The sequence below is a fragment of the Lysinibacillus composti genome (assembly GCF_016908465.1).
Classification (GTDB): Bacteria; Bacillota; Bacilli; order Bacillales_A; family Planococcaceae; genus Ureibacillus; species Ureibacillus composti_A.
Genome location: NZ_JAFBDY010000002.1, coordinates 66558 through 85981, shown reverse-complemented (window position 1 = coordinate 85981; position 19424 = coordinate 66558). Strand labels below are relative to the sequence as shown.

Genomic DNA, 19424 nt, shown 5'->3' with positions numbered 1-19424 from the left:
TCCCTCACCCCATCTAGTAATCAATTCCTTGTGCCTTTCGAGTGTTCACGTTTAATTTTTTTGAATTCCTTGAACGGTCAAATCCTAGTCACCGTTCTTTTAGTGATAATCAAGTGTGTTTTACTAAACTACAACATTTGTAAAATAAAATGAAAAATTAGTAATAAATTAAATATATTTTTTCACTTCATTACATATCGTAGTAAAAATTGAATTTTCTTTATTAATTTCTATCATATGCAAGAAAATGAAAATTAAAATAATTTCATTGGCATCTTTTCTCAGAATATAAAAAATGGTAGAAAAGTCGATGTGAGGTGAGTCCATTTACATTTCATAGATTTTGATTTTCGTAGTATTATTGGTGATTTGGGGAGATTTATATCTGTTCTTTCATTTAAAAATGAAAGCGTTATCTTACATTATTAAAAATTAATTTATACCAAGGGGGATTTTTTATGAAAAAGAAGTACTTATCACTACTTTCAATTCCAGTATTAGCAGTTGGGTTAGCAGCATGTGGTGGTGGAGAAAAAGAGACTGCCACAGCACCTACTAATTCAGATTCAGGAGAAACAAGTGTTGAAGCAAAAGAAATTACCATTAATACTACTCAAACGGAAGATTCGCATTATGGGGAATATTTAACAACATTTGAGGAAGAAGTAGAGAAAAACTCAAATGGAGCAATCGAAGTTTCAGTTCACTACAACAGTGAATTAGGAAATGAACGTGACAATGTAGAGTCTGTTCAAATGGGAACTTTAGACGGTGCATTTATTTCATCTGGTGTTATTAGTAACTTTGTACCTGAATTTAACGTACTAGATTTCCCGTTCTTATTCGAAAACTCTGAACACGCTAGGTCAGTATTTAATGGTGAAATTGGGGACGAATTAAACGAAAAATTACTTTCAGTAGGAATTAAAAATTTAGGTTGGGGTGAAAACGGCTTCCGTAATATTACAAATAGTAAGCACCCAATTGAAAAACCTGAAGACTTAAAAGGTATTAAAATCCGTACAATGGAAGTTCCAATTCACCAAGAAGTGTTCGCTGCATTTGGGGCAGCACCGACTCCAATGGCATGGAGTGAAGTATTCACTTCTTTACAACAAGGCGTAATTGACGGGCAAGAAAACCCAATTCCAATTATCTATTCATCAAAATTTGAAGAAGTTCAAGATTATGTTTCTTTGACTGGTCACGTATATTCACCTGCTGTATTTATTTTCAACAATGAATTATTTGAGTCTTTCTCACCGGAGCAGCAGCAAGTTTTAACAGATGCAGCAAAAGCAGCACAACAAGCTGAATATGAGTTTATTGATACAAATACTGCAGCTCAAATTGAAGAATTAAAATCAAAAGGAATGCAAGTTAATGAAGTTGACATCAAACCATTCCAAGATGCTGCACAACCAGTGATTGATAAATACAAAGGTGATTACGCGGAGTTATACGACAAAATTAAAGCAGCGGCTAAATAAGCCGCTCATCTTTAGCCTTTAAAATAGGGGGATTGCTATGAATACCATTTTAAAAAGTATTGATGGCATAAATAAGTTAGTCAAAATACTACTTACATTTTCACTAATTGTTATGACCATCATTATGATCCTACAAGTATTTTCGCGATTTGTTTTAAATATACCGTTGCCTTGGTCAGAAGAAGCCACTCGTTATCTTGGAATTTATGCAGTATTTTTTGGAGCAGCCCTTGCGATACGACACAATGAATTAATCTCAGTTGAAGCAATTCCTGATTTACTTCCTAAAACAGTACAAAGGGTATTAAAGATGATTGTTTTAGTTATATGTATTGTATTTTTTGCGATTCTTTTAAAATATGGTATTGATTTAGTTTCAAAAGTTAGTATTCAGAAGTCCCCAGCATTACAAATTTCAATGTCCATACCATACTTTTCTATACCTTTAGGTGCTCTCCTACTCATTTTAAATGCCATCGCTGCCCTAATCGTTGTCTTTAAAGGGGGGGCTGAAGAATGAGTGGAGTATTAATGGGATCACTCGGGATACTCTTTATTATCGGAGTACCTGTCGCTGTTACTCTTGGCTTGGCATCCGTTATCGCTCTTATGTATGGTGGAGATGTTTCTTTATTAGTAGTTGCACAACGTATCTTTACTTCAATTGACTCATTTTCATTAATGGCCATTCCATTCTTTATCTTAGCTGGTAAACTTATGGAAACAGGCGGGATTTCTAAAAGGTTAATTAACTTTGCTAATACATTAACAGGTCATCATACTGGTGGTTTAGCCATCGTAACAGTTATTGCATCTATGTTTTTTGCTGCAATTTCCGGATCTAGTGCTGCGACCGTTGCGGCTGTTGGTTCTATTTTAATCCCTTCTATGATCAGCAGAGGATACCACAAAAACTTTGCAGGTGCCGTTACATCCATTTCGGGTGAACTGGGGATTATAATTCCACCTTCTGTTCCAATGATTCTATATGGTGTGTCTACGAATACTTCTATTGGCGATCTGTTCATGGCGGGGATCACACCAGGGATTGTCATTGGACTATCATTAATTATTTTAGTTTACGTAATTGCCAAAAAACGCGGGTATGCTAAGGAAAAGAAAGCAACTCCTGCAGAAACATGGAAAGCATTTAAAGATGCGATTTTAGCACTTTTAATGCCAATCATTATTTTAGGTGGGATATATGGTGGTGTGTTTACACCAACTGAAGCAGCTGTCGTTGCCGTACTATACGCTTTTATTATTGGAGCCTTTGTTTACCGAGAAATAAAGTTAGATAAGATATTCAACATATTTGTAAGTTCAGGTGTAACTTCAGCTATCGTATTATTTATTATTGCAAATGCAGGTATTTTTGGACTAGTCCTTAGCCGTGAAGGAATTCCACAAATGGTTGCAAACTTCTTTGGAACAGTAACAGATAATCCAATCATCTTCTTACTTTTAGTAAACATTTTATTAATATTTGTCGGAATGTTTATGGAAACAAGTGCATCCGTCATCATCTTAGCACCGTTATTAACACCAGTTGCGGTAGCAATGGGAATCGATCCGGTACACTTTGGGATCATTATGATCATCAACCTTGCTTTAGGTATGTGTACCCCACCACTTGGAGTAAACTTATTTATCAGTTGTCAAATTGCAGGCATAAAACTAACCGATATTACGAAAGCCTTAATACCTTTCTATGTAGTACTAATAACTCTGCTATTACTATTTAGTTATGTACCATTCATTTCGATGTGGTTACCGAATTTACTGGGACGATAGGGACAGGTTCCTTGTCCCACTATAAATTAAAATTCAATCATAAAAAGAGTTTTTTAGAGGATAGTATGCTTGCTATCCTCTTTAATTTTCAGTTAAGTATTACTTGAGTTAGAATTACCACAAAAATAATTCCTCATCACAATCGATGAAACTAATAAGCAAAGAGAATGGGACAAGGTGCCTGTCCCCTTGTCCCTAAAACTTACTTCCATATTCAGCTGCTAGTTTTATACATTCTTCCATTGAAACGCTGGATGCAATGTTTTTCCATGCAATATCGAATGCAGTACCGTGATCAACAGAGGTTCTTAAAAATGGTAAGCCATTGGTAATTGAAATGGTGCGGTGAAAGTCGGTCATTTTTGCTGCAATGTGACCTTGGTCATGATATAAAGAAAGAACCGCATCATATTTCCCATTCAGAGCTTGGAAGAAAACTGAATCTGCTGGAACTGGCCCTGCAACGTTATAGCCTTCTTCGATTGCTATTTCAATTCCTGGGCGAATTTCCTCTACTTCTTCCATACCGAAGAGTCCCCCTTCCCCACTGTGCGGATTTAACCCTGCAACTGCAAGTTTTGGTGATTCAATCCCTAATCTCTTTAACGCCTCATGACAACGGATTACATAATCAAATACACGCTCTTTTGTCATTTGACTTATTGCTTGTTTTAATGACACATGACGAGTTAAAAAGAAAATACGCAAACTATTTACTTGAAACATTGTTAAAGGATCACGGGAGCCTGCTAAATCTTCTAACATCTCAGTGTGCCCAATGTATTTTACTCCTGCTGCTTTCAAGGATTCTTTATTCATCGGTGTTGTTGCAATAGACTTAACTTCTTTTGCCATCGCAAGTTCAATGGATTTTTTTACATATTCAAACGCTGCTTGTCCACATTGTGCTTGGACTACTCCTGGCTGCAATTGCTCTATATTAATATTGTCTAAGTCTAAGAGATCAATTGTTCCAAATGTATAATTTCCATCGGTTGGCGAACTGACTAAGTTAAGTTTTAACGGGAAATTCGTCACTTCAATGGCTTTTTGTAAAACTTTTGCACTGCCAATCACCAGTGGTTGACAAACCTCATAAATTTCCTCATTCGCTAAAGATTTAACCGTAATTTCTGGACCGATTCCTGCTGCATCTCCCATTGGAATCGCAACTATATTATTTACTTTACTCATTTATGAACACACCCTTATTCATTTTAGTTTGTAAATAGTTAAGACACCTATGAAGAGTTGTTTCATCCCCGATTAATCCACCCTTTGTAATAATCGGCAAATATTTTAGAGCACCGTCTAATAATTCCCCATAAGCAATTAAACTTTCTATTTCATCATTTAATTGAATAGCCTGTGCCCCAGAAAATTCACATAAAGATGCGGTTACATCTCCGCCACAGGAGATCACACCACCTATATTTTGCTTATTTTCTAAGATACACCTTGTGGTAACCTCAGCGATTGCACTAGTTAATGATTTTGCTAGTATGTCCTCCGATTCATTTTGCTGGATCGCAATTTTTTGCAATGAGATGTTTTCTTTGTCCGGATGACATGTGGTAATAATAAAAAAATTATCTTCATTGTTGTTGGTAACTTTTGATATAGCAGTTTCAATTTCTGAATGTCTCATTGAAGAAGTTAGTAGATTCATGGGATTTAAGTATATATAAGCGGCTTTTTCTTTTTCTACTAAATAGGATAATTGTTTTTTCGTTAAGTCTGAAACACTCCCAATTGATAATAAATATCTTAGTTTCTTAGATGAATTTGAAAGCATCGATCGAACATACTCATAAGTTAGGGGACCAGGATCTACTGGAAAAACTGGAACCTTAAGCTGTTTCATAGAGGAAGCAATGACCCTTATATCCTGATTAGTTATTGCATCTAATACTAAAATTCGATGTCCATCTAGTATTTGCTTTTCCATAACCTTCACTAAATGGGCTTCCCCTTTATTGACATCTTGAATTCCAATATGTGAAATTGAATGACTTGACTGTTCTTGAATAATAGTTGGGACAAAGGATTCTGTAATTGGATTCATTGGATCATTTTTTATTGCAGTATTTTCAAGCAATTGACCATGTACTAATAAATAACCTCCAACAACAACTCGACCGGAATCTGGAAAAGCCGGTGTTAACACAGCAACACTATTTTCTCCTAATGAGTTTAATAGAAGGTCCGTAATAAGTCCTATTCTTCCTCTTAACGTACTGTCAATTCGATTGGCTACTAGTTCAATTCCCCAATTGTATAATTCTGTAATCGCAGCTTTAACTCTTTCCTCTACTCGTTTATTAGGCAAATAGCGGCAATCTAAATCCATTCCAATTGCATTTAGTTGATTGCGATTTGGAATTGCGGCACCAGTCATAACGGTTGCTGTTTCTAAGCCTAATTTCTTTAACAATACTGCTGTTGCATTCGACCCTGTTAAATCATCTGCAATATACCCTATCTTCAATTCAAATCACCTACTTGGCTATATTAAGTCTATTACGAGCAAAAAATGATAATTTCATTCCTTTCATCTTATGCTTAGAAGTCATCTCATATATTTCATGTAATAAAAAAAAGACGCCTATAAAAAGACGTCTTTCTAAAATATCGTTCCTATTAACTCAGAAATGTTGATAAGCACAATACTAATGAATGTTACGATTAATCGAATAAAACCGGATTTTATCACGATGATGATTAGACAAACAATGATGATTACTCGATTAACAATTGTTAAAACTGGAGCATATTGTTTAAATATAGGTAGTTTTACTAGTAAAGAGAAAATAATATAAAAGAATGCACCAATAATAACTAATTGAATCAAGTGAAAACCTCATTCCTGTTTAAATCTAATCAATAAATTTGATAATGCTAGGCCATGAGACAGTAGATAAAATTTGTTATTCTACAAATGTTACAACATTTGGTTTTTCTTCTTTTAAGTAGATCGTTAGCTCTTGACGATATATTTCACCTTCCAAATAGTGATCTAATGTGTGGAAATCATATTGAAAGGTTCCAAAAGGGAATGTGACATTCTCTCCTTTTACCGCTGCAAGTAATCCTGCTACATCATTTGATACCATTTCTAGTACTTCATCTCCTGTTGAAGTTAACACAAATACAACGTTCATTAAAACTCTCCTTTTTATGCGCCGACAAATAGTGTAGCCTGTGAAATTCCAACAAAGAATTCAACAGATTGAATAGGGCTTTTTTCATCAATTTGCAGTATAATGTCAAATTGTTCCTCTACGAAAGAAGCTTTCCATCTTGCAATTACTTGGTCTTCATATAGGAATTCTGACCACTCTTCAAATTCTTTATTAAGTTGCAATTTAATTTGTCCATCTGTTATGTATAGTTCGGGTATTCCGATTCTCCAGTTTTCATAAGTAATCATATATTTTTTATTGGAGATTACATCTAGACCTTCAAACCAAAGTCGGCCCCTTCGAATCTTTTTTTTCACTAAGAAAGCCTTTTTCCCTTCAGAATTATTGACCTCATATTTTAAAAAATATCGAAAATCTAAAAATCGGTCCAACTTTTTTTTGATTATGTGATCATAAGTTCTTCTAGCAATTGCTACTACTTGATTGCTTTCATCAAATATACGAATATCTCCTGTATACTCTATTGATTGTGGATGTGTGTAAGTATATGTTTTCATTCAAAGCTCCTTAGAAACAAACTCCCTTTTATTTATTATATATGACGTTTTGATTACTGCCAAAAATTATACTTCTCGTGATTCCGATTTATTATGTCTCGTATTATCTATATGAAGATAAATCAATTATTAAGCAATGGACAATCTTTAGAAAAAAAAAGCTATCTAGAAATTTACATTTCTAGATAGCCGATCGTATACGCATTTTATATTAGCAAGTTGTTACAGTTGCAAAGAATTCATCATATAACGCACGTAAAATTTGATTCTCATATTTTTGTAAAACGCCGAATACTAAACTTACTTCTGAAGAACCTTGATTAATCATTTCAATATTCGCACCTGTATTTGAAATAGCCGCGCATGCACGTGCAGCTAAACCTGTGTTATTACGCATACCTTCCCCAACAATTGAAATCATTGAGAAACCATGATTGAAATGAACATCATCAGCGTGTAATTCTTCTTTTACTCTTTTAACAATACGCTCTTCTGATTCTGGAGTTAATTGATTAGAACGGATAATGACAGAAATATCGTCTACTCCAGATGGCGTATGTTCAAATGAGATATACTCTTCTTCAATAATTTGAAGTAATTTTCTTCCAAAACCGATTTCTCTATTCATTAAATATTTTTGTACATATAATATTGAAAAACCATTGTCTGCAGAAATACCTGTCACAGGACGACCTGGAGTTGTTGTACGAGTTGGTACTATACGTGTACCAGGTGCCGTTGGATTATTTGTGTTTTTAATGTTAACAGGAATACCTAATTTAAATACGGGCATTAATGCTTCATCATGGAAAACAGAGAAGCCAGCGTAAGAAAGCTCGCGCATTTCACGGTACGTGATTTCACGAATTTCTACTGGTTGGTTAATTACTTTCGGGTTTGCAGAAAAGACGCTATCTACATCTGTAAAGTTTTCATATAAATCAGCTTTTACAGCTGCCGCTAAAATAGACCCTGTAATATCAGAGCCACCACGGTCAAATGTACGCAAAATACCCTCTTTTGTATAACCGAAGAACCCAGGGAAAACAATAATTTCTTTTGTGTCTGCTAAGAATTTTAAGTTTTCATATGCTTCAGGTAAAGCATATGTACGTTCTGGAAGATCATTTACAACTAATAAATCTTTCGGACTAATATATTTTGCTTTTAAACCGATTGAATTAAAATAAGCTGCAATTAATTTGGCGTTATTGTCTTCACCACTTGCTTTAATATTATCAATAAAGAGTTCAACTTTCGATTTGTCACTTGAAACACGTTCGCTTAAATCCGCTGCAATGACTTCACAAATCGTATAATCTAACCCAAGTTCATCTGTAATTTCTCTGTAACGATTTACAACATTATTTAATTTCTCATGGACATTACCATTTTTGAGAACAGCGTCTGCTAAATCAATTAAAAGGTCTGTCACTTTGATATCATCGCCAAAACGTTTACCTGGTGCTGAAACAGCAACAATTCGACGTTGTGGATTAGACTTAATAATATTCGCCACTTTTTTAATTTGCTCTGCATTCGCAACAGATGTCCCACCAAATTTACATACGATCATTTCATCAAATCCCTTACTATTCTATATGTGTGTTTCCGGAAAAAACAATTGATTGTTCACAGTGTACAGATTTTACAAACTTCAGTCAATACTATATTCAAAATTTACTTATAATTTTGTTCAAATGTGATAATTTTCTAACTTCATCAATATATTATATGAAGTTTTTTATTGCAATGTAACAATAAACAGTTAGTAAATAATAGTTCTAAATCCATCAAAATAAAGCCGTGCACATCATCCCAATGACATACACGACATTAACGTTTCAATTAGAGAAAAGAAAGTTAATTCTCTCTCATATTATTCAACGATGTTATTATACTACAATATCGGTACATATGACGTACCAAATTGTGTATATAATACTTATTTTAAATTTCTTATTAGTATGAAGCACATTTTGTCAAAGTCTATTTCAATTTTGTCTCCGCACTTTTTTTCGATTTCAATCAACTCTTCATCTACTCTAACAAGTAGGCCTTCTGAAGATCCATCATCTGTTGTTTCCACACATACTTCTTTCCCTATAAATTGATTAAGTTGTAGCGAAAGTGGGATTCCGAAAAATATATTTTTCGCATCTGGATTATTAGCTACAAATTCGCCAAAATTAAACGCTAGTTTTCTTCTAGTTTCCTGATTTGCATCAATGAAATCTCGTTGTGGCTGTTTGCTTTTTGATGTTTTATCACTTGCAACGGATAGAAGCTGATTATACAGCACCAAGTAAGCTGAACCTACGCCGTTAAATTGGATAAAATCACGTCCAGCTGTTGCAACTTTACCACATACCTTAATTATTTTTTTATGAGGGGGGATAATCAAATCTAAATCTTCATCCTCGTTCTCAGCAAACAAATCGTCCATCTCATTCTCTTCTTCTTCCTCTTGCTCCATCCGAGTACAAAGGATCTTTACTTCAACACTTGCCCCGCGAAGCTTTAGAAAATGTAATTGTAGTTGTCTTTTATTCGTTGGGTCGTTTTCTGCTACCAATGATCGTAGTATGTCATTAGCCTTTTCAATACATTCCTGTAGTTCATCTAATTCCTGTGGAGATAATGCACTATTTGGAGAAGCAAAACGACGTGTTCGAATTTGCTCCTCACAATCAAATGGTGAGCCAAATAAATCTTTTACTTTTAATTCAGTTTTTTTAGATTTCTCACGTTTCTTTTTACATTGGCATTTATATTTTTGACATCTATGGCAAGGACCCGCCATCTTTAACACCTTCATCCCTACTCATTTTTAATGAGTTTTCTCCATTTGCTGTTACTGTAGTATGCTCATGACTCGTAGATTGCTCATCTGAAATCGAACGAATGAAAGACTTGGCTGATGAAAAGCGATTCGTTCTATATTTCTTTTCTTTATATCTCTCAGAATATTCTTTTAAAGGTGCCAAATCTTTAGTTCTTTTACGAAGTACACGCATGATCCCCCACAACCCTAACTCAAGATCCCATCGGATATTTCCTGAACGGTACATATAGTCGCCTGGTCTATTGAATAAGCCACCTGCACCATAAAATAAACTGAAGTCATCATTTGAACCAGGGACATTTTGACCTCTTACAGATACAATAGAAGAGTTCATGTCATCTTCACTTCTACGGAATGTATGACCGTGAATCAAAAATGTATGAGCTCTTGCTCGGTCTGCTGGGGCCGCTAAACGCATTGTAACCGGATCACCTGGATATGATAAAAATAGTGGTGTACTTGGATCTTCATGAACTTTTGAACTAAAGACTTTAAAGACATCCTCTAATGTTTCCACTCGATGACTAAATCGTTCATTTCGATAATTAAAGCCTCTGGAGCCTTGATCTTCTGGATCCGTTTCTTCCTCGTCTGGCTCGACTTGTAACAATGGCTCAGGATCAATGATTAATTTTCCGTTTTTATCAAGGAGCCTTGCACCATCATGCATTAAAAGAGCGAACTCTCTATACTCCGGAAGTAATGGATTTGAGATAATCACTTGGCTTCCCGCCTTCACTTGATCACGGGTTTTTGGATCTAAGTAATCAGATCCTCTTGGTTCAGCTATCAACATACCAAATGCACCATGATGGCGATGGTTACGTATATCCGCCATGTCAACTAGGTTGACTGCTCCAAATTCTTGATCAATATACCAATAATAAGTGTAGCTTTCTCCAGGTCCAATAGTTTGATCATCGTTGAACCCTACTGTTGCACCATCTGAATGACGAACATCATATTGAACAAGCTGTGCATGTAGTGAGATTCGTCTAGAAGTAGGGAAGAATGCTTCCACGGGCACTTCAGGATATCCATGGCATCCATCATGATGGAATGGTCCCGTAATTTTATTGGTTACAGTAACTTCTACATATTCACCAACATTGGCTCTTATGATTAGTGGTTCTGGATTTAGCTTCCCACTTAAGATATCGTCTTCATCCTTTTTCAAAGCAAAGACAATTCCAAATGGATCGTGATCTCCTTCATCGTTATAATCAATTCGTGTACTTAGCGCAACAACGTCATATTTACGTACTTTGGCTTTTTTTGGGTACTTAATTTTACCTGGGTGTGCCATCGGTGGTCTTTCACCAGTAGGACAAGGTAGTGGCTCCTTTCTCCAAGGAGGTGCTTCGCGGTCAGGTAAAGGTATTAAATGAGGAATACGCTTTTCAAACGAACGAAAGATTCCCCAGTTCCCCAACCAGATATCATCGATTGAACCGAAGTGATAGAGCATATCGAAATCGCCTTTACCTTCCATACTGAATTCAAATGTAAAGCTTTCAGAAATACCAATATGTTGCTGTTGGTCAAGTTCAGAATCTAAGTCTGGCCGTTCCCTGTGCCAACGTTGACGATGAAGATTAAAACTATGAGATTCTTCTTGTGCACCTTGAAGTAATCGAACACGGACTGGATCCCCATTGTAGGTTAATAGCATTGGGGTCACTGGGTCTCCATGTACCCAGGAACTAAAGACATAGGCCGGGTCACAATCTGGTTCTTTTAATCGGAATTGGAGCGGTTCATTTTTAAAGTTAATACCCATAACACCCGGATCATCCGGTGAATTTGGATATGCTGGTGGATTTAACGGACATCCATCTTTATCAAACAATAATGCAAAGTCCTGAACAAATAAATTGATCTCACGGAAATCTGGTATCAATGGGTTGATGATCGTTGCTTGTGTACCAGCCTTAAGTTCTTTACCTGTACGAGAATCTAAGTATTTTGATCCTCGTGGTTGAATATTGATGCTAGAAAATACACCATGTTGTTGGTGTTCATTTGGGAACAAGTGATCATGCCAGAATGTTGCTTTTAACTCTACATCTGCATACCAAGCATACTCTATTGTTTCACCCTGAAGTATGCCTGAGTCATAGTTCCAACCAACATTAGCTCCATCTGAGACTAACGGGTCAAATTTTACGAAGTGAACATGCATACCAGATTCATACGTACGGTTCACTAATTGGAAGGCATTTCCACCAATTGTTTCAGGTAATAGATTAGTATACTTAAAGCGAATAAGTTCCCCAGCATTCGCTCGAATAACAAAAGGTTCAGGCTCTTTTTTGCCTGATAGGACATCATCTAAATCCTCTTTTAATAAATAAAATCGTCCTTCGGGATCATGCCAACCTTCTTTGTTGTATACAATCTTTTTTTGAATTGAAACTACATGGAACTCTCTTTCTGGTGCACCTGGAGGAGCTGGATTTACAAACACCGCACCTGGTATTGCTCTTTTATCGAAATGATTTTTTTCGATTTGTGTCGCTTCTCTGCCACCCTCGATTCCTAATGGTGGACGAGGTGCTTTAAACCCTGGAACACCTGGAATGAAGTTTGGAAAACCAGGTCTTTCAGCTGTTGGTTTTGGTGGCAATGGTCTTCCTGGTAAAGGTTGAAGTGCTTTAATTTGAACTCCATTCGGATAACACATACTACCGTCCTGTAACACATCAAAATTACGTTGCATCCCCCACATTCCTTCTCCAAAATGCGGATATAGATGACAGTGAATAATTGCGTCACCTATTGCACCTTGTAGACTTCCTGCACCATATAATGGTGAAACAGTATAGTGGTTTTGAGGTGATATGGCTTGAGCATCGAGTATTTCGGAGTCAATATCCGTTGGTTCAAACAGCCATTGATGTACATGGTAGTGGAATACATGTGTTTCTTGGGCCCCACCATGAACGAGGCGGATTTTAATTGGATCCCCTATATATGCCCTTAATATTGGTGTATCTGGATCCCCAAATACCCATGAATCATGGTGTACTTCTTCGCCTTCACAATCCGGACATACAACCCCTTCTTGTATTAAGCGCATTCGATTACGCATTGGTTCTGCACGATAGTTAATCGCATGTGTGGCTTCTGGTTGTAGGGTATGAGGACTAATTGGCTTTTGTCCTGTTAAATCATCTACTTCCATCTCATCATGGAAAAACCAACCGTATTCACGAAATGAAGGAAGGATTGGATTATGAACATCAGCAAAGTTTCCACTATTAATTGGTTTGCCCGTTACAGGATCTGTCCACCAGGAGCCACGTGGTTCTACAAAAAGGGCACCGAATAATCCATGAACATTTGAACCTAATTCACTAGATAAGGGGTTCCCTAAATCAGAAAAGAAATGAACCCCCTCGTTGAAAACCTGCCATTTGTAAATAATAGACTCTCCTGGTGCAACCGTTGTATTTGGATTTAACCCTACAAAAGCCCCGTCAGAAGTTAACACATCATAGTCTGCGTCTTGTATGTGCATCCCTGTATGAAATGGCAATTTATTTTCAAATAAGATTTCCACTTCATCGCCAACATTTGCTCTTATCACTAAAGGCTCAACTAAGTCTACAGGTGTATATGGATTGAGTTCTACTTGCTTTTTTACGTAGCTTTCATTTTCCTTTAAGACATACATCATACCGTCCGGGTCATGATCACCAAATCGATTTACTACAATTCGAATCGGTATGGCAACAACGTGATATTTCCTAAGCATGACGACCATTCCTAATGTCAGGAATGCGAGGTTTTCCCTTTTTCTCTATATAAAATACTTCAATATCATCAATATGAACGCGAAATTCTTCATCATCCAGTTCAGTTACATTTGTAACTTCGGCTTTAATGAGTAAATAATCACTAACTACATCCAAAATTTCTCCAATGATTAAAAATGGAAATTGGAATATTAATAAAAGCGCTTTGTCTCCTCGATGCTTTTCAAATTCTCTTGATACAACAGCTTGGCGGATATCATTAATATTGATTGCACCGCTGCCAAGTTGATTTTCGATAGTATTTAAATCATCAATGTTGTCTCGCAATTGTGTCATCTCCTTTTTACAGTATTTAACAACACATTAGATTAGTGGTATTCTTCTGTTAGGGTCAAATGGCGTAAATAGGGAAATGTGCTCCATCGGGAAACTAAGTGGTGTAGGAAACTTATAGAATGGTGCATTATGCATTTTTATTATTACAGGATTTAGTGTGATAAACCCATTCGTTACTTCTACAACTTTCCCAGTAAAAATCGGCCGAAAAGTTTGGCCCAAAATACTTAATTGTTTACTATTCATTACTAGAAGTATCTCTTGATCTAACAATTCATAAAACAATTCGTTTTCCGGAAGAATGTCAATCTCCTTTTCTTTCATGATTTCCCCTCCTTATATATAGAATCACTTTATTTTATGGAAAATTCAGTAAACGATTTAAACTATAGCACAGACAAACAATGTATACTTTATGTCTTACAAAATTAATAGAAATAAAAAATCGCTCCCTTTGTGTGAGAGCGATTTTAAGGTTAGTTAATTTCGTTTAAATAGTTTATTCATCATTTGTTGAACAAAAGAAACAATCCTTGCTTGTTTTAAATAATTTACTTTTGGTAGTAAAATCTCTCGCTCTTGTTTTTCTGTTGAGTGGATTTTACCCGTTGAAATATCCTTAACTTTTCCGCTGTATATTTTTCCTGAATAGATCGAAAAATTAGTCCCTTTCCAAGTTTTTAAGTTTGTCTCTAGTAATTCTTCATAAAATTGTTGGCGTAACTGATGTTTCTTGGAAACCGTTTCACCAAAATTAGTTAATAATTTCCTTCGAAGTTCTTGGTCAATTACAATATGTTGATGAGTGCTAGGGATATTAGGTACTCCAAATGGCGAAGTTGCAGAGTGAATGGCAGCATAAGGAATCCAAATTCGCGTGAAAAGTGTCTTTAACATAACAAAATCTCTTCCAACTGTCTCTACTTTACCAAGCGTATGAATGACTTCATCATGATTTCTTGAATAGATCTCAACTAATTGATTCTTTTTAGATTTAAAAAACTTAATTAAGATAAAAACTTTTTTATAATTAGGGATAAGGGTGCCAAGATTTTGTAAATTTTGTTCATGTATATATCCTTGTAACATTTTTAATTCATGTAATGGTAAAGAACTTGCAGGTGATGTGTATCCTTCTTCTTTTTTTAGTTCTGGATGTTGGTTTTCAAACATTTTAAAACATCCCTTCTTAATAAATGAAGAACAAATTTGCCAACCACACAGTCCGGAGAGTATCTACTCCCGAAACAAAATAAGAGTAATCTACCTATACAAGTCATACATACAATGTGACGAGGTGAAAAATTGAGTACACTTTTACTTATTATTTTGGTGAGTTATTTTTTGGTATGTTTTATCTCATACACGTTTTTATTAAAATTGCGTTTCGTGATTAGCTATCATTTAGGTATGAATATTGCAATGACGAGTAGTGGTGTAATGGGAATCGCCGTTGGAGCGTTACTTGGAAATACCTTTCCTGCTTCCTATACATTCATAACAGTTATCACTACAATACTTGCTATTATTATTGGGGCAATTTTTGGTGCGTTAGTTGATTATCAAACATTGCTATCCGGCATATCTAGTGGGTTAATGGCTGGGATTATGGGGCCAATGATTGGCGTTATGTCGGGGTTTGGTATGATTATGTTTTGTACTTTTCTTGTATATGTAATGTTTGCATTAATTTGTTTTTCTGTACGATCCTAAAGAAATTGATTTCAAATGTTAGCTATACTTTCTATAAAATAAATAAAGTTTCCCAATACAATACCTCGTTTTCATCCCCTCGTATTCTCGATTTATATCAAATTCAAACAAAGCAACAGGATAACAAAAAATTTGAATGAGGGAAATTCATCTGAAAGGTGGTGCTTTTTTTCTTGTCATATACTGGGGGTTGATCTTTTGTCCTCACAAAATAATAAATGACCCTTGAACAGGGGTGGCATTAAACTGACGAAACAGTATGATATATTACTGTTCATTTGCCACCCTCAAGGGTAGTACCTTCTATTATTATTTCTATATCGTTTTCGCTACGCTTAGGAAAGTCCAACTGCTATATATTTTTCTAAAAATGTTATGGTTTTCAAATAGAAATAATCCCATTTCATTTTTATGATTATCCTATTCAAAATTTTTGAACTGAATTGAAGAAATAGCCCTTAATATTTCTTAGTTACGGCATCGTGGACATCTTTTATTAGCCCATATAATATGACTCACTTTATCTTTTAAAATCGTTACAATTTTTCCATCATCTCTTTTAATATCGATGAAATCAATTCCCACATTGCACGTTTGCCCTTTTATTGGACGCCCTGCTATTAACTCAACCTGTATGCGGCATTTGTGATTATTTAACAATTTGAAGTTGAAGGTATCACGTAAACCTGCGAGAGTAATATCAAAGAAATCATGACAATCATCACAGAAGGAAGTTTGGCATGAACTACAATGTTTACTACTATTTTTTTGATGACATTTTCTACATTTATGACAATGGCGATATTCTTCATCGTCATGATGCTTACAGAGGCAATCATCCTTAAAATCATTGCAATTACAATGACAATCATCCTTGAAATCATGGCTTTTACAGTGACATTTATGCTGGCGCATAGAATCAGTTCTTCCTTTCATCTACCATTACCTCCCCTCTTAAGAGATTATTCCAATATATGCAAGTTTCTTAGTGACCGAAGAGGCAAATGCATAAAGAAATGAAGAATGAATATGTCTGTTTCTACTTTTGTTCCTTAGATTGCGAAAATACAAATTCGAGTTTTTCACCATTCAGTTTCAGTTTCGCTTTTCCTTTTTTTCCACTTTTCCATGTAAACCGAATCTCTCTCGTCTCTTTTCCTGTTAATAATTTTTTAGCATCTGTAGACGTAATTTTCGCTTTCATCAAGGTTTTACTTATGAAAAATTTACATGCTTTATTTGAACAAGCATAGCCTTTAAATCCTTCTTCAACTGAGGACCCACATTTAATGCACTTTCCAACTACTACCGTTTGTTTTTCTGCTACTTCCATCTCTATAGATTTCAAACGAGCGGTTGTTTCCTGAACAAACTGCAGCATCTCTCCATAAAATTGACGAGAACTTAAATGACCATCAACGATATCTTTTAGTTTTTTACTCCATATAGCTGTAAGGACAGGAGATACGACGTCATGATTTCCAAGACTTTCAATTACATCAATGCCAAACTGGGTCGCAATAAATGATTTTCCTTGTCTTCCAATCATGCCAATGGAGATAAGTTTCTCAATAATTTCGGCACGTGTTGCAGAAGTCCCAATTCCCTCTGCATCTTTTAATATCCTTTGCAGTTCTTTATCTTCAACAAATCTACCTGCGTGAAACATTGCATCAAGTAGTGTACTATCTGTGTATCGTTGAGGAGGCTCCGTCATTTTGGATAAAACCTCTGCCTGGCGAATCGGTAGTTCCATATTTATTTGAAGCATTGGTAATGGGCGCTCATTTTTCTTGTTAAAGCTCTCATAAAGAACCGTGTAACCCTTATCGATTATAGAAATTCCATTCGCCTTAAAGAAATGCTCACCAGATTGTAAAACTACAGCTGTTTTATCAATTAGATAAGGTGGTAAGAAAATTGAAAGTAATCTTCTCGCAATTAAATGATAAATTTTTAATTCATCTGCTGTGAGCTTTTTCTTTCCTATCGCAACATCCGTAACGGTAATAGCATGATGATCAGTTAATTTTTTATCGTCTACGTATCGTTTTGAATGACGAACATATTCTATTTGTTTTTTATTAGATAAGATGTTTTTCACAACTTCTTGATATTCATTTAGATTTGCGAGTGTTCGAATATTGTCTTCTATCGTTTTTGCAAATGCAGCCGGTAAATGTTTCGATTCTGTACGCGGATAAGTAATTAATTTTTTCTCATAAAGACCTTGGGCAATTTTTAATGTTTGGGCAGAGGTTAAGCCGAAAAATTTATTGGCTTCCTTTTGTAGCTCTAATAATGAATGGAGGGATGGAGCATACATCGACTTCCTCTCTGTTTTCACATCTACTACTCTTGCTATACCCATCAACTGCGATTTAATTGCTTCTGCAAGCTCTTTATTCTTTATTTTGTTGTCATTTGTTTTGGGATCAAACCACATTGCCTTAAACGAATCTAAGTCTATTTCTATTTGAAAATAGGGTTCGGGTTTAAAATTACGAATCTCTAATTCTCTTTTAACAACAATAGCTAAAGTAGGAGTCATCACTCGTCCCACTTTAATGATCCGTCCACCTTTTACCGTTGCCACTCGTGTTAAATTCAGGCCAATCAACCAATCAAAAACCGAACGATACATCGCGGCATTGCGCAAATTACGAATCATCGCATCATTTTCATCAATCAATTGTTGTAGCGCCTTCTGAATTGCTGTATCAGTCGTTTGAGAAGTCCAAAACCTCTTTACTGGAAGCTTACATCCCACACGTTTGTAAAAGGAATAAAAGATATTTTCCCCTTCCATCCCAGCATCACAGGCATTAATGATGAAATCATAATGATTTGATTTTAAAGTTTGCTCTATATCCTTATAGACTTTATAGGCACTTTTCTTCACTCGAAATTCATATCTCTCAGGAATCATCGGTAATACATCGAGATTCCACTTCTTCCATTCCGGTTTATATTCATGTGGTTCTTTTAATTCAACAACGTGACCTACGAATGAAGAAAAATCAATTTCATAAGGTAAAGTAGTTTTTTTATAAACTTTTTGAATATCACGCATGAGAGATGGTTTTTCAGCGATCAATAACGCTCTCTTCATCGCAAACCCTCCTTTTACATCTGCCTTAAGTATAATTTGAAAATGACGTTTTGTAAAAAAGCCAAAAATACATTATTGGCCGTTTTGAACTAGTAACTTCCACCTTTCATATTTCCAATTTTCTATCATCTTTTGAATATTCGTTATTAAATAGAAAATAACTATCTTATTCTAGAAAAACATCGTTACCTGATGATATAATAAAATAAAAGTTTCAAAGGGAGATTAGGTGTATGCAAAATGTTTCGAAAAGGACGATTTTATGGATTGTTCCACTAATAATTATCGGCATCTTTTGGTACTTTTACGGGCCGCAAGAAGAAATAACAGATAATGAATATATTTCATATATAAAAGAAACGAAGATGAATAATTCAGATTCTGTGACATTAGATGAGGCTTTCACAAATTATTGTGAAGAAGGCAAATGGGTATACTTTCAAACCCAAAAAAATCAACATGTCGTAGAATATAAAGGGACATGCCCTGTGAACGGAGAAAAAAACGAGATTAATTTGCAATTTGTTGTAGAAAAAGATCAAAGCAATTATGACACGGGTGTACTTCTTTTAAACGGGGTTCAACAAGAGGCAGACCAACGAGATGAATTTTTACAAACTGTTGCAAAAAATTAAACACACCTTATTTTAATTTAATCTGAGAGTGCCATTCAACA

18 protein-coding genes are annotated in these 19424 nt (G+C 35.3%); 5 read left to right on the top strand and 13 right to left on the bottom strand.

All coding sequences use genetic code 11. The annotated features are described in order from the left end of the window. Positions 1 to 458: 458 nt before the first annotated feature. The 3 genes from JOD29_RS04355 to JOD29_RS04345 are packed head-to-tail and all read left to right on the top strand — an operon-like array spanning position 459 to position 3284. A complete protein-coding gene (locus JOD29_RS04355; RefSeq protein WP_124763024.1) occupies positions 459 to 1490 on the top strand; it encodes a TRAP transporter substrate-binding protein in 1032 nt (343 codons plus the stop codon). A gap of 37 nt (positions 1491 to 1527) precedes the next feature. Continuing rightward, complete coding sequence (locus tag JOD29_RS04350; protein ID WP_124763026.1) at positions 1528 to 2010, top strand: TRAP transporter small permease; 483 nt, start codon at positions 1528 to 1530, stop codon at positions 2008 to 2010. Then, a complete protein-coding gene (locus JOD29_RS04345; protein WP_124763028.1) occupies positions 2007 to 3284 on the top strand; it encodes a TRAP transporter large permease in 1278 nt (425 codons plus the stop codon). The genes JOD29_RS04350 and JOD29_RS04345 overlap by 4 nt, the downstream gene beginning before the upstream one ends. 195 nt (positions 3285 to 3479) lie before the next feature. Here JOD29_RS04345 and pdxA read toward each other — a convergent pair whose 3' ends face one another. From pdxA to JOD29_RS04290, 11 genes are all read right to left on the bottom strand, one after another. After that, positions 3480 to 4478 carry a 4-hydroxythreonine-4-phosphate dehydrogenase PdxA gene (pdxA, locus tag JOD29_RS04340; protein ID WP_124763030.1) on the bottom strand — a complete coding sequence of 333 codons (999 nt, stop codon included), beginning with the start codon at positions 4476 to 4478 and terminating at the stop codon, positions 3480 to 3482. Further along, positions 4471 to 5772: a four-carbon acid sugar kinase family protein gene (locus JOD29_RS04335; protein ID WP_124763032.1), complete on the bottom strand. Its 1302-nt coding sequence runs from the start codon at positions 5770 to 5772 to the stop codon at positions 4471 to 4473. Before JOD29_RS04335 ends, pdxA begins: the two co-directional genes overlap by 8 nt. A gap of 135 nt (positions 5773 to 5907) precedes the next feature. Continuing rightward, positions 5908 to 6135, bottom strand: a complete 228-nt coding sequence (locus tag JOD29_RS04330; RefSeq protein WP_124763034.1) for a hypothetical protein — start codon at positions 6133 to 6135, stop codon at positions 5908 to 5910. A 76-nt stretch (positions 6136 to 6211) separates the two neighbouring features. Further along, the gene (locus JOD29_RS04325) at positions 6212 to 6445 is read right to left on the bottom strand and encodes a thymidylate synthase (protein ID WP_124763036.1); all 234 of its coding nucleotides are present in this window, start codon (positions 6443 to 6445) and stop codon (positions 6212 to 6214) included. A gap of 14 nt (positions 6446 to 6459) precedes the next feature. Beyond that, entirely contained in the window at positions 6460 to 6984 is a 525-nt protein-coding gene (locus tag JOD29_RS04320; protein ID WP_124763038.1) for a tubby C-terminal domain-like protein, read from the bottom strand. A gap of 211 nt (positions 6985 to 7195) precedes the next feature. After that, the gene (locus tag JOD29_RS04315) at positions 7196 to 8560 is read right to left on the bottom strand and encodes an aspartate kinase (protein WP_124763040.1); all 1365 of its coding nucleotides are present in this window, start codon (positions 8558 to 8560) and stop codon (positions 7196 to 7198) included. A 369-nt stretch (positions 8561 to 8929) separates the two neighbouring features. Continuing rightward, positions 8930 to 9802 (bottom strand): LSm family protein, encoded by an 873-nt coding sequence (locus JOD29_RS04310; RefSeq protein WP_205101631.1) that lies wholly within the window; start codon positions 9800 to 9802, stop codon positions 8930 to 8932. Then, positions 9768 to 13586, bottom strand: coding sequence for a multicopper oxidase domain-containing protein (locus tag JOD29_RS04305; protein ID WP_124763044.1), 3819 nt, complete (start codon positions 13584 to 13586; stop codon positions 9768 to 9770). Before JOD29_RS04305 ends, JOD29_RS04310 begins: the two co-directional genes overlap by 35 nt. Next, on the bottom strand, positions 13579 to 13914 hold the full coding sequence (locus JOD29_RS04300; RefSeq protein WP_239585559.1) for a hypothetical protein: 336 nt from the start codon (positions 13912 to 13914) through the stop codon (positions 13579 to 13581). Before JOD29_RS04300 ends, JOD29_RS04305 begins: the two co-directional genes overlap by 8 nt. 36 nt (positions 13915 to 13950) lie before the next feature. After that, a complete protein-coding gene (locus JOD29_RS04295; RefSeq protein ID WP_124763046.1) occupies positions 13951 to 14247 on the bottom strand; it encodes a hypothetical protein in 297 nt (98 codons plus the stop codon). Between the two features lie 156 nt (positions 14248 to 14403). After that, a complete protein-coding gene (locus tag JOD29_RS04290; protein ID WP_124763048.1) occupies positions 14404 to 15096 on the bottom strand; it encodes a hypothetical protein in 693 nt (230 codons plus the stop codon). 216 nt (positions 15097 to 15312) lie between these two features. Between JOD29_RS04290 and JOD29_RS04285 the strand changes: the two genes are divergently transcribed. Then, positions 15313 to 15636 (top strand): hypothetical protein, encoded by a 324-nt coding sequence (locus JOD29_RS04285; RefSeq protein ID WP_338088281.1) that lies wholly within the window; start codon positions 15313 to 15315, stop codon positions 15634 to 15636. 468 nt (positions 15637 to 16104) lie between these two features. Here JOD29_RS04285 and JOD29_RS04280 read toward each other — a convergent pair whose 3' ends face one another. Both JOD29_RS04280 and JOD29_RS04275 read right to left on the bottom strand, forming a co-directional pair. Further along, on the bottom strand, positions 16105 to 16572 hold the full coding sequence (locus tag JOD29_RS04280; RefSeq protein WP_124763052.1) for a hypothetical protein: 468 nt from the start codon (positions 16570 to 16572) through the stop codon (positions 16105 to 16107). A 103-nt stretch (positions 16573 to 16675) separates the two neighbouring features. Further along, a complete protein-coding gene (locus JOD29_RS04275; RefSeq protein WP_124763054.1) occupies positions 16676 to 18748 on the bottom strand; it encodes a DNA topoisomerase in 2073 nt (690 codons plus the stop codon). A gap of 233 nt (positions 18749 to 18981) precedes the next feature. Here JOD29_RS04275 and JOD29_RS04270 point away from each other — a divergent pair, with 233 nt between their 5' ends. After that, positions 18982 to 19383: a glucosamine 6-phosphate synthetase gene (locus JOD29_RS04270; protein ID WP_124763056.1), complete on the top strand. Its 402-nt coding sequence runs from the start codon at positions 18982 to 18984 to the stop codon at positions 19381 to 19383. The last annotated feature ends 41 nt before the right edge of the window (positions 19384 to 19424 follow it).

Coding starts and splice junctions, on each gene's coding strand:
- JOD29_RS04355 (WP_124763024.1), top strand. CDS start 459: ATGAAAAAGAAGTACTTATCACTACTTTCAATTCCAGTATTAGCAGTT.
- JOD29_RS04350 (WP_124763026.1), top strand. CDS start 1,528: ATGAATACCATTTTAAAAAGTATTGATGGCATAAATAAGTTAGTCAAA.
- JOD29_RS04345 (WP_124763028.1), top strand. CDS start 2,007: ATGAGTGGAGTATTAATGGGATCACTCGGGATACTCTTTATTATCGGA.
- pdxA (WP_124763030.1), bottom strand. CDS start 4,478: ATGAGTAAAGTAAATAATATAGTTGCGATTCCAATGGGAGATGCAGCA.
- JOD29_RS04325 (WP_124763036.1), bottom strand. CDS start 6,445: ATGAACGTTGTATTTGTGTTAACTTCAACAGGAGATGAAGTACTAGAA.
- JOD29_RS04320 (WP_124763038.1), bottom strand. CDS start 6,984: ATGAAAACATATACTTACACACATCCACAATCAATAGAGTATACAGGA.
- JOD29_RS04315 (WP_124763040.1), bottom strand. CDS start 8,560: ATGATCGTATGTAAATTTGGTGGGACATCTGTTGCGAATGCAGAGCAA.
- JOD29_RS04310 (WP_205101631.1), bottom strand. CDS start 9,802: ATGAAGGTGTTAAAGATGGCGGGTCCTTGCCATAGATGTCAAAAATAT.
- JOD29_RS04305 (WP_124763044.1), bottom strand. CDS start 13,586: ATGCTTAGGAAATATCACGTTGTTGCCATACCGATTCGAATTGTAGTA.
- JOD29_RS04295 (WP_124763046.1), bottom strand. CDS start 14,247: ATGAAAGAAAAGGAGATTGACATTCTTCCGGAAAACGAATTGTTTTAT.
- JOD29_RS04290 (WP_124763048.1), bottom strand. CDS start 15,096: ATGTTTGAAAACCAACATCCAGAACTAAAAAAAGAAGAAGGATACACA.
- JOD29_RS04280 (WP_124763052.1), bottom strand. CDS start 16,572: ATGAAAGGAAGAACTGATTCTATGCGCCAGCATAAATGTCACTGTAAA.
- JOD29_RS04275 (WP_124763054.1), bottom strand. CDS start 18,748: ATGAAGAGAGCGTTATTGATCGCTGAAAAACCATCTCTCATGCGTGAT.
- JOD29_RS04270 (WP_124763056.1), top strand. CDS start 18,982: ATGCAAAATGTTTCGAAAAGGACGATTTTATGGATTGTTCCACTAATA.